The sequence below is a fragment of the Streptomyces sp. NPDC021212 genome, assembly GCF_044332925.1.
Lineage (GTDB): Bacteria > Actinomycetota > Actinomycetes > Streptomycetales > Streptomycetaceae > Streptomyces.
In genome coordinates, this window is the sequence record NZ_JBIRPZ010000001.1 from 379746 (window position 1) to 392207 (window position 12462).

13 protein-coding genes are annotated in these 12462 nt (G+C 71.9%); 10 read left to right on the forward strand and 3 right to left on the reverse strand.

The window, feature by feature from the left end; genetic code table 11:
* Window positions 1–43: 43 nt before the first annotated feature.
* From ACH4SI_RS01650 to ACH4SI_RS01675, 6 genes are all read left to right on the forward strand, one after another.
* A complete protein-coding gene (locus ACH4SI_RS01650) occupies window positions 44–400 on the forward strand; it encodes a (2Fe-2S) ferredoxin domain-containing protein (protein WP_398291370.1) in 357 nt (118 codons plus the stop codon).
* A gap of 363 nt (window positions 401–763) precedes the next feature.
* On the forward strand, window positions 764–2011 hold the full coding sequence (locus ACH4SI_RS01655) for an SGNH/GDSL hydrolase family protein (RefSeq protein WP_398291372.1): 1248 nt from the start codon (window positions 764–766) through the stop codon (window positions 2009–2011).
* A gap of 308 nt (window positions 2012–2319) precedes the next feature.
* Window positions 2320–3045 carry a GntR family transcriptional regulator gene (locus ACH4SI_RS01660; RefSeq protein ID WP_398291374.1) on the forward strand — a complete coding sequence of 242 codons (726 nt, stop codon included), beginning with the start codon at window positions 2320–2322 and terminating at the stop codon, window positions 3043–3045.
* Window positions 3046–3094: 49 nt separating this feature from the next.
* Complete coding sequence (locus tag ACH4SI_RS01665; protein ID WP_398291376.1) at window positions 3095–4102, forward strand: ADP-ribosylglycohydrolase family protein; 1008 nt, start codon at window positions 3095–3097, stop codon at window positions 4100–4102.
* Between the two features lie 104 nt (window positions 4103–4206).
* Window positions 4207–5706 carry a purine-cytosine permease family protein gene (locus ACH4SI_RS01670; protein WP_398291378.1) on the forward strand — a complete coding sequence of 500 codons (1500 nt, stop codon included), beginning with the start codon at window positions 4207–4209 and terminating at the stop codon, window positions 5704–5706.
* Window positions 5703–6662 (forward strand): PfkB family carbohydrate kinase, encoded by a 960-nt coding sequence (locus ACH4SI_RS01675; protein ID WP_398291380.1) that lies wholly within the window; start codon window positions 5703–5705, stop codon window positions 6660–6662. The genes ACH4SI_RS01670 and ACH4SI_RS01675 overlap by 4 nt, the downstream gene beginning before the upstream one ends.
* On the opposite strand, the gene ACH4SI_RS01680 is transcribed toward ACH4SI_RS01675, so the two are convergent.
* Window positions 6645–7148 carry a DUF2165 domain-containing protein gene (locus ACH4SI_RS01680; RefSeq protein WP_398292304.1) on the reverse strand — a complete coding sequence of 168 codons (504 nt, stop codon included), beginning with the start codon at window positions 7146–7148 and terminating at the stop codon, window positions 6645–6647. The two genes, ACH4SI_RS01675 and ACH4SI_RS01680, sit on opposite strands and share 18 nt — an antisense overlap.
* A 308-nt stretch (window positions 7149–7456) precedes the next feature.
* On the opposite strand from ACH4SI_RS01680, the gene ACH4SI_RS01685 reads away from it, so the two are divergent.
* A complete protein-coding gene (locus tag ACH4SI_RS01685; protein ID WP_398291382.1) occupies window positions 7457–7786 on the forward strand; it encodes a hypothetical protein in 330 nt (109 codons plus the stop codon).
* A 250-nt stretch (window positions 7787–8036) separates the two neighbouring features.
* On the opposite strand, the gene ACH4SI_RS01690 is transcribed toward ACH4SI_RS01685, so the two are convergent.
* On the reverse strand, window positions 8037–8687 hold the full coding sequence (locus ACH4SI_RS01690) for a response regulator (protein ID WP_398291384.1): 651 nt from the start codon (window positions 8685–8687) through the stop codon (window positions 8037–8039).
* A 47-nt stretch (window positions 8688–8734) separates the two neighbouring features.
* On the reverse strand, window positions 8735–9949 hold the full coding sequence (locus tag ACH4SI_RS01695) for a sensor histidine kinase (protein WP_398291386.1): 1215 nt from the start codon (window positions 9947–9949) through the stop codon (window positions 8735–8737).
* Window positions 9950–10056: 107 nt separating this feature from the next.
* On the opposite strand from ACH4SI_RS01695, the gene ACH4SI_RS01700 reads away from it, so the two are divergent.
* The 3 genes from ACH4SI_RS01700 to ACH4SI_RS01710 all read left to right on the forward strand — a co-directional run bounded on the left by ACH4SI_RS01700 (window position 10057) and on the right by ACH4SI_RS01710 (window position 12443).
* Window positions 10057–10992, forward strand: coding sequence for an ABC transporter ATP-binding protein (locus ACH4SI_RS01700; RefSeq protein ID WP_398291388.1), 936 nt, complete (start codon window positions 10057–10059; stop codon window positions 10990–10992).
* Between the two features lie 41 nt (window positions 10993–11033).
* Entirely contained in the window at window positions 11034–11768 is a 735-nt protein-coding gene (locus ACH4SI_RS01705) for an ABC transporter permease (RefSeq protein WP_398291390.1), read from the forward strand.
* A 141-nt stretch (window positions 11769–11909) separates the two neighbouring features.
* On the forward strand, window positions 11910–12443 hold the full coding sequence (locus ACH4SI_RS01710) for an EF-hand domain-containing protein (RefSeq protein WP_398291392.1): 534 nt from the start codon (window positions 11910–11912) through the stop codon (window positions 12441–12443).
* Window positions 12444–12462: the final 19 nt, after the last annotated feature.

Genomic DNA, 12462 nt, shown 5'->3' on the forward strand with positions numbered 1-12462 from the left:
GCGGAGAGATCATCCGTTGTCAAAGGAAAGGTAAATCACGCCGATGAACACCGGCTCGGTGCAGTGCCGTCTCGTCGTGTGCCGGGACTGCTGCTGCGGCAGCCCCAAGCTGTCCCGCGTCGATCACGCGGCCCAGGCCGAGCGGCTGCGCGAGGTGGCGCCGGTGCGGATCTCCGACTGCCTCGACGTCTGCGACCAGGCCAACGTGGTCGTCGTACAGCCCTCCGCCGAGGGCCGGGCCGCCGGTGCGCGGCCGGTCTGGCTGGGACTGGTCAACGACCCGGACGCGACCGAGGACATCGCCGCGTGGGTCTTGGCCGGCGGTCCCGGCGTCGCGCCGCGGCCGGAGATCCTGGACCTGTACGCCTTCACCCCGCGCACGCGCCGGACGGTTTCCTGAGACGGCGCCGCGGGCGATCTGATCGCTGCCGCACGGCACGGCGTCCCACGTCCGGATGCCGGTCGAGCAGCATCGCGGCGGCCGCCCCAGCCCTCCGACCGCTCCCCGTACCGCGGTTCGCCGACGAGCGCGAGACCGGCGTCGGCGAGCGCGGCCCGGGCCCCCTCGGTCCGGTCCCGCGCCGAGCGGGAGGGGGGCGTGGCGGCCGCTGTCCGAGCGGATCTCAGGGGCGCCAAATAGATCCGATGATATGAGATGGCGGGCGTCGAAAGTTTCGGAGTTGGGCGCGCTCTCTCGACAGGCAGATCGGAATGCGCATCAATTCATCCGATCACCCACCTCGAGAGAGGGAAACGCCCCATCATGCAGAGACCTGGCTTATCGTTGCGCGCCCTCGGCATCCTGGTCGCGACCGCCGCCGCCCTCGGGGTCGTCGTGGCCACCGGAACCGAGTCCTCCGCCGCCCAGTCCACCGTCCGTGCCGCCGTCCCTTCCGCCCCGCGCTCCTCCGTCGTCACCTGGGGCTCCAGCGCCTACCCGGCCGGAACCGCCACCCAGGACCTGACCTACCGGTTCGTCATCCACACCAGCGTCGGCGGCCGGGACCTGCGCATCCGGCTCTCCAACGCCTACGGCGACCAGCCGGTGACCTTCGGCCGCGCCTACGCGGGCGTCCGCGCGTCCGGTGCCGCGGTCGTGCCCGGCAGCAACCGGCGGCTGACGTTCCGCGGCGCCTCGTCGGTGACCGTGCCGACGGGCGGCGTCGTCTACAGCGATCCGCTGCCGGGCGGCGTCCGCGCCCGATCGGACCTCGCGATCAGCCTCTACGTGCAAGGCGCGGGCACCCTCGCGACCGGCCACAAGGGGGCCCGCTCGACCCAGTACGTCGCACCGGCCGGCGACCACGCCGCGGAGGAGGGCGCCACGGCGTACTCCCAGCAGATCACCTCCTGGTACTACCTGGACGCGGCCGTCGTGCGGCCGCGTCCGGGCACCGGCGCCGTCGTCGCCTTCGGCGACTCGATCACCGACGGCTCCGCCTCCTCCGCGGACACCAACCGCCGCTGGCCGGACTTCCTCGCCCGCCGGCTGCTCGCCGACCCCCGCTCCCGGCTCAAGGGCGTGGCCAATGAGGGCATCTCCGGCAACAGGGTCCTCGCCGACGGCTCCGCCGAGAGCGCGCTCAAGCGGCTCGACCGGGATGTGCTCTCCCAGGCCGGTGTGCGCACGACGATCCTCCTGGAGGGGATCAACGACATCAAGGCCACGCCGGGCCCCACGGCCGACGACCTGATCGCCGGTTACCGTCAGATCATCGCCCGGTCCCACGCGCGCGGCGTCTGCGTGGTCGGGGCGACCGTCATGCCGTACGAGGGCTGGCGGGAGTACGAGGCCGTTGACGAGACGGTTCGTCAACAGGTCAACACCTTCATCCGCACCAGCGGCGAGTTCGACGCGGTCGTGGACTTCGACCAGGCCGTCCGGGACCCCGCGGCGCCCACCCGGATGCTGCCGTCCTACGACAGTGGCGACCACCTCCACCCCAACGACGCCGGTATGCGGGTGATGGGCGACGCCATCGCCCTCCGCGCCCTGCGCTGCGGCCGCTAGGTCCTTTCGGCACGGCCCCCGGCCCGTGCCGGGGGCTTCAACTCAGGTGGCAACAGGGCATCTTGGCAACTTCCCGCCCGCCCTTCACCGTCATGAGCACCAGTGCGATGTCACACAGCGCCCCTCGGAGGTCATCGCACCCGGCCTCCATGGCTGGGGGCTGCTCCCGGCTTCCGTCGACGAGGCCCTCTCGGGCCGCGGCCAGCAGCACTGCCGCTGGCTGGTCTGCGGCATCGGCATACGCATCGAGGACGGAAGTCTGCTCCAGGCACTGGACAGGACTGAACAGGTATGGCTAGCTTCTGGACATGACTGAACAAGTCCAACAGGTCCTCAAGCATCAGCGCATCGCCGGTGTCCTGGCCCGTGAGATCCACAGCGGGGCCCTGGAGCCGGGCAGCAGGCTGCCCGGTGAGCATGCGCTGACCCGGCGCTTCGAGGTGAGCCGGAACACCGTCCGGCAAGCGCTGGACGAGCTGAACAAGCGCGGGCTGATCTCCACGCACGCGGGGGTCGGCTCGTTCGTCACCTTCGACGGCGGCCTGCTGGACAACCGGCTGGGCTGGACCAAGGCCCTGGCCGACCAGGGGGCCCGGATCACCACCGAGGTGCTGCGCCTGGAGGTGGTGCGCGACGACGGGCTCGCGGGGGAGCTGGGCATCGACGGGCCTGAGTTCCTGGCCCTGGACCGGCTGCGGATCCTGCCCGGCGGCACCCCCGTCTCGCTGGAGCGCAGCAGCGTTCCGCTGCTCCCGCCGCTCACCGACGTGCCGCTGCGCGGACTGGTGGACGGCTCGCTGACCAAGACCCTGGCCGCCGCGGGCGTACGGGCCACCCACGGCGACGAGTGGGCGTCCGTGGCCGGGCTGGACGCCGACGAGGCGGCCCTGCTGCGGCGCGCCGAGGGCGACCTGTTCCTGCGTACCCGCAGGGTCAGCCGCGGGGCCGACGGCAGCGTCGTCGAACACGTCACCAGCCTGCTGGATCCCGCCCGCTTCCAGCTGCACCTCGGCTTCGGCGAACCGCCTCAGTGAACCGCCCCGCGCCCGCCACCACCCCCCACACCGACCACGGGAAGTCTCGATGAACCACCAGCACGACCGCGCACTCGGAGCCCTGTACGGCCTGGCGATGGGCGATGCCCTCGGCATGCCGACCCAGATCATGCCCCGGCGGTCGATCGTCGCCCGGTTCGGCACCGTGACCGGTTTCGAGCCGGGCCCGGCGGAGAATCCGGTGAGCGCGGGCATGCCCGCAGGGTCGGTCACCGACGACACCGATCAGGCCCTCATCGTGGGCCGGCTGCTGGTGGAGGGCAACGGGCACATCGACCCGCTGCGGCTCGCCCAGGAGCTGCTGGAGTGGGAGCGCGCCATGAAGGCCAAGGGCTCGTACGACCTGCTCGGCCCCTCCACCAAGGCCGCCCTGGAGGCCGTCTCGCGCGGCGTGCCGCCCGAGGAGGCGGGCCGCTCGGGCTCCACCAACGGCGCCGCCATGCGGATCACCCCGGTCGGCATCGCCTTCCCCGACAAGCCGCTCGAATCCTTCGTCGACCACGTGGTGGCGGCCTGCCGGGTCACTCATGACACCACCCTCGGCATCGCCTCCGCCGCGGCCGTGGGCGCCGCGGTGAGCCGTGGCGTCGGCGGTGGCGGTCTGGAGGACGTGTTCGCCGCGGCGATCGCCGCCGCGGCGGCCGGCGCCGAGCGCGGCCACTGGGTGTACGGCGCCGCCATCGCGGCCCGTATCGAATGGGCCGTGGACCTGGTCCGCGGCCTGCCCGAGGATCGCGCCCTGGACCGCATCAGCGATCTCGTGGGCACCAGCGTCGCCAGCCAGGAGTCGGTGCCCGCGGCGTTCGCCGTCCTCGCCCTGGCCGACGGCGAACCGTGGCGCGCCTGCCTCCTGGCGGCGAACCTCGGCGGCGACTGCGACACCATCGGCGCCATCGCCGGCGCGATCGCCGGTTCCCTCAGCGGCGCCTCGGCCCTCCCCGCCGACGCGCTCACCACCCTCCGTTCCGTCAACGGCCTCGACCTGGAGTCGCAGGCCACCTCCCTCCTCGCGCTGCGGGCCGCCGCAGCCGGGTGACACCACGTGCCGCATCCGCGCCACATGCTCCTTCCCCGGGGCACCCCGTCCCCGCGGGGCGGCGCGGACGGCTCGCAGTCCCGCACAGAAAGACAGGTACGACCATGGCCGCTTCGCAGGACGACCGCGTCGGCGCGGTGGAGACACGCGGCATCGAGCCGGTGCCCGACACCGAGCGCCACGGCCACCCCGGGCAGATGTTCTGGACGTGGTTCGCGGCGAACATCAGCATTCTGGGTCTGCCGCTCGGCGCCGCCCTCGTCAGCTTCCGCGGCCTGAACATCTGGCAAGCGGCTCTCGTGGCCGTCATCGGCTCGTTCGGCTCGTTCGCCCTGGTGGGCGGGTTGAGCATCGCGGGCAAACGCGGTGGCGCGCCCGCCCTCACCCTCTCCCGCGCAGTGTTCGGCGTGCGCGGCAACGCGGGCCCCACCCTCATCACCTGGCTGAGCCGCCTGGGGTGGGAGACCATCAACACCACCACGGCGGCCTTCGCCCTGCTGGCCCTGCTCAACGTGGCGTTCGGCGTACACCAGAACGCCGTCCTCACCGTGGTCTGCCTGCTCGTCTTCATCGGCTGCACCCTGCTGATCAGCGGTCTCGGCCACGCCACCATCATGTGGATCAACAAGTGGGCCACCTACGCCTTCGGGGTGCTCAACCTCGTCGTCATCGCCTTCCTCGGTGCCACCGTGGCCTGGCACAAGGTCTTCCAGGCCCCGGCGGGCCCGGTGAGCGCGATGGTCGTGGGCACCGGGATGGTCGCCGCCGGCACCGGTATCGGCTGGGCCAACGCGGGCGCCGACTACGCCCGTTACCTGCCCCGGCAGATCCCCGGCCGCAGGCTGGTGGCCGCCTCCGCGTTCGGCGCGGGCATCCCGCTGGTCGTGCTCATCTCGCTCGGCTCGCTGCTCGCGGCGGGGCAGCCGGACCTGGCCTCGGCCGCCGACCCGGTCTCGGCCATCAACGCGATGCTGCCCTCGTGGATGTCGATCCCGTATCTGATCGCGGCCTTCGGCGGGCTGCTGCTCTCCAACCATCTGTCCGTGTACTCCGCCGGGCTCACCATGATCACCCTGGGCATACGTGTCCGGCGCACCGTGGCCGTCGGGCTGGACGTGGTCGTCACCTTCGCGGGCGGCATCTACTTCCTTCTCATCGCCAAGGACTTCTACGGGCCGTTCATCACCTTCCTCACCCTCCTGGCCGTGCCGATCACCGCCTGGGTGGGGGTCTTCGCGGTCGACCTGATGCTCCGCCAGTCCTACGACCGGGTGGCGCTGATGGACGTGAGCCGCACGAGCCGCTACTGGTTCCGGGGCGGCGTCCGCTGGTCCGCGCTGGCCGCGTGGGTGCTGGCCATCGTGGTGGGACTGCTCTTCACCGAGGCCGCCACCAGCGCGAAGGACGTCTGGTTCGCCGGACCGCTCTCCGGCACCTGGATCGGCACGAACGGCCTGGGCTGGGTCGTGACCCTCGCCCTCGCGGCGGGCGTCTACGCGGGCTTGCGGCGATGGGGCGGCGCCACGACGCGTTCCGACGCTTACGACAAGCCGTCCGAGCATCCCACGCTGCCCGAGGCGACGACCGCGCAGGAGCACGCATGAGCCGGTTGGTGCTCGTCGGCAACGCCATCGTCGACCTGGTCATGCGGGTCCCCGCGCTGCCCGAACGCGGTGGTGACGTCGTCTCCACGGATACCACCTTCGTCACCGGTGGCGGTTTCAACGTCCTCGCGGCCGCGCGCCGCCTCGGCCTGCCCGCCGTCTACGCCGGAGGCCATGGCTCGGGGCCGTTCGCGGACCGCGTCCGTGCCGACCTCGCGCGGGAGGGTATCGAGGTGCTGCTGCCCCCGCTGCCGGACATCGACACCGGCTTCTGCGTCGCCCTCGTCGACGACGACGGCGAGCGCACCTTCGCCACCAGCCTCGGCGCGGAGGCCCGGCTGACCGAGGCCGACGCGGCGGCGGTGCTCGCCGCGCTGCGGCCCGGAGACCTGGTGCAGGTTTCCGGGTACGGGCTCGCCCACCCGGCGGGCGGCCCGGTCCTGGCCTGGCTCATCGCGCGGCTGCCCGCGGACACGCGGGTGTTCCTCGACCCGGGGCCGCTGGTCTCCGACATCCCCGAGGACGTGCTGCGCGTGGCCCTGGCCCGCTGCGACTGGATCAGCTGCAACCAGCGCGAGGGGCGGCTGCTGACCGGTCTGGACGACGCCCGGGAAACCGCCGCCGCACTCGCCGCCCGGCTCGGCCCGGACACCGGGGTGATCGTACGGGCCGACGCGGCCGGGTGCCGGCTCGTCGCCTCCGGCGGCGAGCCCGTGCACGTCCCCGGCCGTGAGGTGACCGCGGTCGACAGCAACGGCGCGGGCGACGCCCACACCGGCGCGTTTCTGGCCCTCCTCGGCAGCGGGCTGGATCCGCTCGACGCCGTACGGGGCGCCAACGCGGCAGCCGCCTTCGCGGTCACCCGGCACGGGCCGGCCACCGGGCCGACCCGCGCCGAGCTGCTGGCCTTCCTGGACGGCGACGCCGCAACGGTGGGATCAGTCCTGCTCGGTTGAGGAGGGCAGGTGCGTGAGCACCAGGACGATCCCGGAGAGCAGGAAGACGCGCGTGGCGGCGTCCAGCCCGTTCCACGTCTTCGACTGCCACATGGAGAACCACTCGCCGCCGATGGCGATGAACCCGGCACCGAACAGCAGCATCAGCATCAACAGCCCCACGGTGCCGGCCCGTCGGGCGCGCCGGATGCCGCCTCCGCGCAGGCTCATGCACCACAGGGCCGTCGCGGCGAGGAGGACGAGAGCGGCGAGGGTTTCCCAGGCGATGATGGCGATGTAGGCCGCGTCCTGGAGCGTGGCCGACGTGATAGCCCGCCACATCAGGTCGTCGTCCTTGAACGTCGTGTCCATCGCCAGGACATGCCGTACGAACTGCTGGTTGGTGCCGAAGTCGGTGATGTTGCCGAACGCGACGAGCGCGATGTAGAGCGCCATCGTTCCCGTGAGCACCGCCGACACGGCGGCGAGGGTGCGGGGCGAACGCAACCCGTCTGATCGTTCGTTCGCCACGTGTTCTCTCACCACGGCCACTGTTCCTCCCCCTGGATCCCCCTGGATCCCACGCGATCCCGCTGATCGTGCTGGATCATCCACCATCAACGGGACAACAGTCCAGCGCACGTACGTACCAGGTCGTCCCCCGGCTGGGCGCCCGACCCGTACGCGAAGCGGCCCACCTTGGTCCGACCCATGACACCCCCCCTGCGCCGCTCCTATGTTGACCGTGCCCACAGTACGCATTCCCCGGCCGCGTACGGTCTGGGCGCCGGGCTGTTCTTCATCACATGCATGCTGTGCGAGGTCCCCCCCCGAACCTGCTCATGGCGCGGTTCGGCGCGAAGTCCGCCCAACGCCTGACGCGGACGCGCCAATGCCCGCCACGCCGTGGGCGCGTCACCGGCCTTCTCGCTCTCGGGCTCTCCTCGCTGCCCTGGCTGTGCGCGATGGTGGCGATGTTCGGCCTGGCCCGGGTGGGCGACCGCACCGGACGGCGCAAGCCCATCCTGGCCGGGCAGCTGCTGACCGCGGGCGCCGGCAGCCCGGTGTGGTCGTACACCGCCCCGGCCTGGGCCTCTCCCTCGGCGACCAAGTGGCGGCCTGGACGGTCGACAGCGTTGAACTGAGCTAGTCGTCCCAGGTGGACCGCAGGTTACCGAGACGTCAACGACTTTCTGTGTTCATCGCCATGGTGACGTATGTTGGGCGAATGAGCCCACGTGACCCGGAGCCTCAATCTCCCTTTACGCCGGTCGGCAGAACGGACCGAGTACTGGCGGTACTGATCATCATCGGTATCGCCTTCGGGGTGTTCTGGCTGGTCTCGAGTCTCGCCTCGTCCTACATAGGGTTCTTCACCTGACGGGGGTCGCCGGGTCAGTGGCCCGGCGACACGAAACCCGACTCGTACGCGGCGATGACCGCCTGGGTGCGGTCCCGGGCACCGAGTTTCGTCAGGACGGAACTCACATGCGACTTGACGGTCTCGGTGCCCACCACCAGCCGCGCCGCGATCTCGGCGTTCGACAGCCCGCGGGCCACCAGACGCAGTACGTCTTCCTCCCGCTCGGTCAGCCCCGCACGCTCCATGGCCGCGCTGCCGTGGGTCTCGCCGTGCGAGGCGGCCAACTGGCGTACCGCCGCGGGGAACAGCAGCGAATCGCCCTCGGCCACCAGCCGCACCGCGTGCACGATCTCCGCCGGTCGCGCCCGCTTGAGCAGGAACCCGTCGGCGCCCGCGCGCAGCGCCCCGTACACGTACTCGTCGTTCTCGAAGGTCGTCACCACGATGATCTTCGGCGGGTCCGGCACCGTGCGCAGGACGGTCCGGGTGGCCTCGATGCCGTCCATCAGGGGCATCCGTACGTCCATGGCGACGACGTCGGGCCGTAGCCGCCGCACCAGGGGGATCACGGCGGCGCCGTCGGCCGCCTCGCCCACCACCTCGATGTCCGGCTGCGCCTCCAGTACGGCGCGCAGGCCCGCCCTCACCAGAGGCTCGTCGTCGACCAGGAGAACGGTGAGCATCCGCCCAGCATAGGTGGTGTCCTGATCACCGCAGCGGCACTACGGCGTCACCGCAGCGGCAGATCGACGTGGACCAGCCACTGGCCCTCGTCGTGTCCCGTACGGGCCTCGCCACCGAGCAGCGCCGCGCGCTCGCGGATCCCGCGCAGCCCGCTGCCATCGCCCGTGGCGGCCACGGCTGCCGCCGGGGAGAGGGGATTGCGCACCTCCAGCCGCAGCCGTGTCTCGTCCACGGCGATGCGGACGCGGACGGGGACGGGACCCGCGTGCCGCAGCACATTCGTCAGCGCCTCCTGGAGGATCCGGTAGCCCTCGCGGGACACCGGGCCCGGTACCCGCTCCAGCGGACCGGTCACGTCGGCGTCGATCCGCGCCCCCGAGGACCGGGCGGAGTCCAGCAGCCGGCCCGCGTCGCCGAGAGCCGGCCGGGCGCCGGGCGGCGGCGCCCTTTCCCTCAGCACCATCAGAACCCGTTCCAGATCCTCCAGCGCGGCACGCCCCGACTCCTCGATCGTCTCCAGCGCCCGATCGGTGAAGTCCGGGTCACGCGCCGCTCGGGCGGCACCCGCCTGCACCACGGCCAGGGTGAGGGCGTGGCCGAGGGAGTCGTGCAACTCCCGGGCGATGCGGTTGCGTTCCAGCAGCCGCTCGGTACGTTCCTCCAGCTCCGCCAGCCGCTCCCTGGGCGACGGGCCGAGCAGTCGGCGGGCGGCCACCGCCATGAGGGCACCGACCCCGGCGGCCAGGGCGACCAGCACCAGCAGGGGAACCGGTATCAGCAGGGCGTACGGCCAGCCCGTACCGGGCACCCGCAATGGCGCGTCGGCCATGCCCGGATCCCCGGCGGCCGCCCCGGCGAACGACAGGGACAAGGCCATCAGCTGTCCCGTCACCAGCGCGACGGCGAGCCCCGCTTCCAGGCGCAGCACCAGCCAGACACCGGTCCTGGTCCGGTCGCTCCACGAAGCGGACGGAGCGGCCGAGACCCCCGGATCCTCCTCACCGGGCACGCGCGCGTGCGGCCCGGGAAACAGCATCAGCCGCGCCTGGAGCCCCTCCGCCCGGCGCGTCGCGGGCACCACGGCCGCCGCCAGGACCAGGGGGATCGGCAGGGCCGCGATCAGCGCCCAGTCGGCCGCCGACGGACGAGTCAGCCCCGGATAGATCATGGCGCAGACGAACGGCACGATCGACCCCACCAGCAGATGGAGCCAGCGGGTGTAGGTGACCGCACGCGTCAGCGGCAGCAGGAGGCGCGGCATGCCGTCATCGTGGCAGAGCGGGCGGGGCGGCGGCTCCCCCGCGCGGGGGAGACGGTCTCCTCCGGCGGGGGATGCCCGCCCCCGGCCGCCCGGCCAGGCTTGACGCCATGACCACCATCGACGTGCACGACCTGACGAAGGAATACGGCAGTACCCGGGCCGTCGACCGGCTCACGCTGAGCGTCGAACCGGGCCGGGTCACCGGATTCCTCGGCCCCAACGGCGCCGGCAAGTCCAGCACCATGCGCCTCATCCTCGGCCTCGACCGCCCCACCTCCGGCACGGCCACCATCGGCGGACGCCCGTACGCCACACTGCGCGAACCCCTGCGCACGGCCGGGGCGCTCCTCGACGCCCAGGCGGCTCATGGCTCCCGGACCGCCCGCGACCATCTGCGCTGCCTCGCCGTCAGCAACCGCCTTCCGGGCCACCGCGCGGACGAGGTGCTGGAGGAGACCGGTCTCGCCACCGTGGCGGGCCGCCGCATCAAGACCTTCTCGCTCGGCATGCGCCAGCGCCTCGGCATCGCCACCGCGCTCCTCGGCGACCCGCCCGTGCTCCTGCTGGACGAACCCGCCAACGGCCTCGACCCGGAAGGCATCGTCTGGATCCGCCAGTTGCTGCGACGGCTCGCCCAGGAGGGGCGCACGGTCCTGGTCTCCAGCCACCTGATGAACGAGACCGCCACCTACGCCGACCACCTCGTCGTCCTCGCCCGGGGCCGACTCCTCGCCGACGTCTCCATGACCGACTTCATCGAGCAGTACAGCCAGGCGCGGGTACGGGTGCGCGCGGGCGACCCCGCCCGGCTGCGGGCCACGCTGCTGGGCGACGGCTACACGGTCGTGGGTGATGAGGACGGGGGGTGGGTGGTCGAGGGCGCGAGGGCCGAGCAGGTGGGGGCCGTCGCCGCCCGCGAGGGCATCCCGGTCCTGGAACTGGCCGATAAGCGCGCCTCGTTGGAGGAGGCCTACCTCGCCCTCACCGCGGACGAGGCGGAGTTCTCCGCCACCGCTGCCGCCGCCGCGTCCCCGTCCACGTGACTTCCCTGACGTCCCCGACCCCCTGAAGAGGAGGCCCGACCATGTCCGTCACAGCGGTACTGCACTCCGAGTGGCTCAAGATCAGATCCATCCGTGCGAGCTTCGGCTCCCTCATCGCGGTCTTCGCCGCCACGCTCGCCATCACCGTGCTGGTCTATGCCACCGTCGGCGAGGCAGAGCTGGGCGACAGCAAGGACCACGTCTTCGACGCGTTCTACGGGATCAACTTCGCGCAGATCGCCGCCATCTCCTTCGGGGCCACCGCCGTCTCCTCCGAGTACGCCAACGGCGCCCTGCGGATCTCCCTGTCGGCCGTCCCGCTGCGGGGACTGTTCTACGCGGCCAAGACGGCGGCCGTGGCCGGTGCCGGTCTCGCCGTGGGGCTCGCCACCGCCTTCGCCGCCTTCTTCGCGGGCCAGGCGTTCCTGGGCGAGGACGCCATCGGCCTCGGCGAACCGGGGGCGCTGCGGGCCTGCTTCGGCGCGGGGATCTACCTCGCCCTGATGGCGCTGTTCGCCGCGGGTCTCACCTTCCTGCTGCGCAGCGCCACCGCGGTCCTGAGCCTGCTCATCCCGTTCATCCTGATCGTGGGCTTCGTGGTCGGAGACATCGCCGGGAGCGCCGCCGACTATCTTCCGGACCGAGCGGGACAACAAGTGCTGCACCAGGTCCCGGAGGGCAACGTCGGCCCCTGGGCGGGCCTGGCGGTGACGGCGCTGTGGGCGGCGGCCGCACTTCTGGCCGGTTGGCAGGCCGTGCGCCGACGCGATGCCTGAACGTCACGTATGAGGCGCGCTTTTCACTCCAAAGAGAATCCATGACGGGTGAATTCTCCCGGCCGCTCTCGGTAATATTTCATGCGCTTCGGAAAATACTCGAGCCGCGGCGAACTGTCGGCACTGGAGGGTGGGGACCGCATGGGCGCACTACTGGACCAGAAGTACGAAAAGCTGTTCGCCTTGCTGGACGCTAATGGCGACGGCGTGATCGCCGAAGACGACTTCGAACTGATGGGCGGCCGCGTTCTGGCCGCCGTCGACGAGGAGCGCACGGGGGCCAAGGGCAAGGAATACGCCGACGCGTTGATGACGTACTGGCGGGCCCTGCGTGAGGCCGCCGACGCCGACGGCGACGGCCGGATCGACAAGGGCGAGTTCCGTCAGGCCCTGCACCAGGTCAGCGACCACTTCGAGTTGCTGATCGGCCCGCTCTACCGGGCGGGCTTCCACCTCGCCGACCGGGATGACGACGGCCTGGTCGGCAAGGAGGACTTCGTCGCGGTCATCTCCGCCGTCGGGGTCCCCGAGGCGGAGGCCGGGGCGGCCTTCGACCGGCTGGCCGAGCAGGACGGGCAGCTGACGAAGGACCAGCTGATGACCGCCGCAGCGCAGTTCTACCGCGACGAGGACCCGGCCAACACGGCGAGCCATCTGCTCTTCGGCACCCTGTGACCTGAGTCCACGGCCGGCG

What these genes read in the sequence shown, in the direction of transcription:
- ACH4SI_RS01650 (WP_398291370.1), top strand. Translation starts at nt 44, where the DNA reads ATGAACACCGGCTCGGTGCAGTGCCGTCTCGTCGTGTGCCGGGACTGC.
- ACH4SI_RS01655 (WP_398291372.1), top strand. Translation starts at nt 764, where the DNA reads ATGCAGAGACCTGGCTTATCGTTGCGCGCCCTCGGCATCCTGGTCGCG.
- ACH4SI_RS01660 (WP_398291374.1), top strand. Translation starts at nt 2,320, where the DNA reads ATGACTGAACAAGTCCAACAGGTCCTCAAGCATCAGCGCATCGCCGGT.
- ACH4SI_RS01665 (WP_398291376.1), top strand. Translation starts at nt 3,095, where the DNA reads ATGAACCACCAGCACGACCGCGCACTCGGAGCCCTGTACGGCCTGGCG.
- ACH4SI_RS01670 (WP_398291378.1), top strand. Translation starts at nt 4,207, where the DNA reads ATGGCCGCTTCGCAGGACGACCGCGTCGGCGCGGTGGAGACACGCGGC.
- ACH4SI_RS01675 (WP_398291380.1), top strand. Translation starts at nt 5,703, where the DNA reads ATGAGCCGGTTGGTGCTCGTCGGCAACGCCATCGTCGACCTGGTCATG.
- ACH4SI_RS01690 (WP_398291384.1), bottom strand. Translation starts at nt 8,687, where the DNA reads ATGCTCACCGTTCTCCTGGTCGACGACGAGCCTCTGGTGAGGGCGGGC.
- ACH4SI_RS01695 (WP_398291386.1), bottom strand. Translation starts at nt 9,949, where the DNA reads ATGCCGCGCCTCCTGCTGCCGCTGACGCGTGCGGTCACCTACACCCGC.
- ACH4SI_RS01700 (WP_398291388.1), top strand. Translation starts at nt 10,057, where the DNA reads ATGACCACCATCGACGTGCACGACCTGACGAAGGAATACGGCAGTACC.
- ACH4SI_RS01705 (WP_398291390.1), top strand. Translation starts at nt 11,034, where the DNA reads ATGTCCGTCACAGCGGTACTGCACTCCGAGTGGCTCAAGATCAGATCC.
- ACH4SI_RS01710 (WP_398291392.1), top strand. Translation starts at nt 11,910, where the DNA reads ATGGGCGCACTACTGGACCAGAAGTACGAAAAGCTGTTCGCCTTGCTG.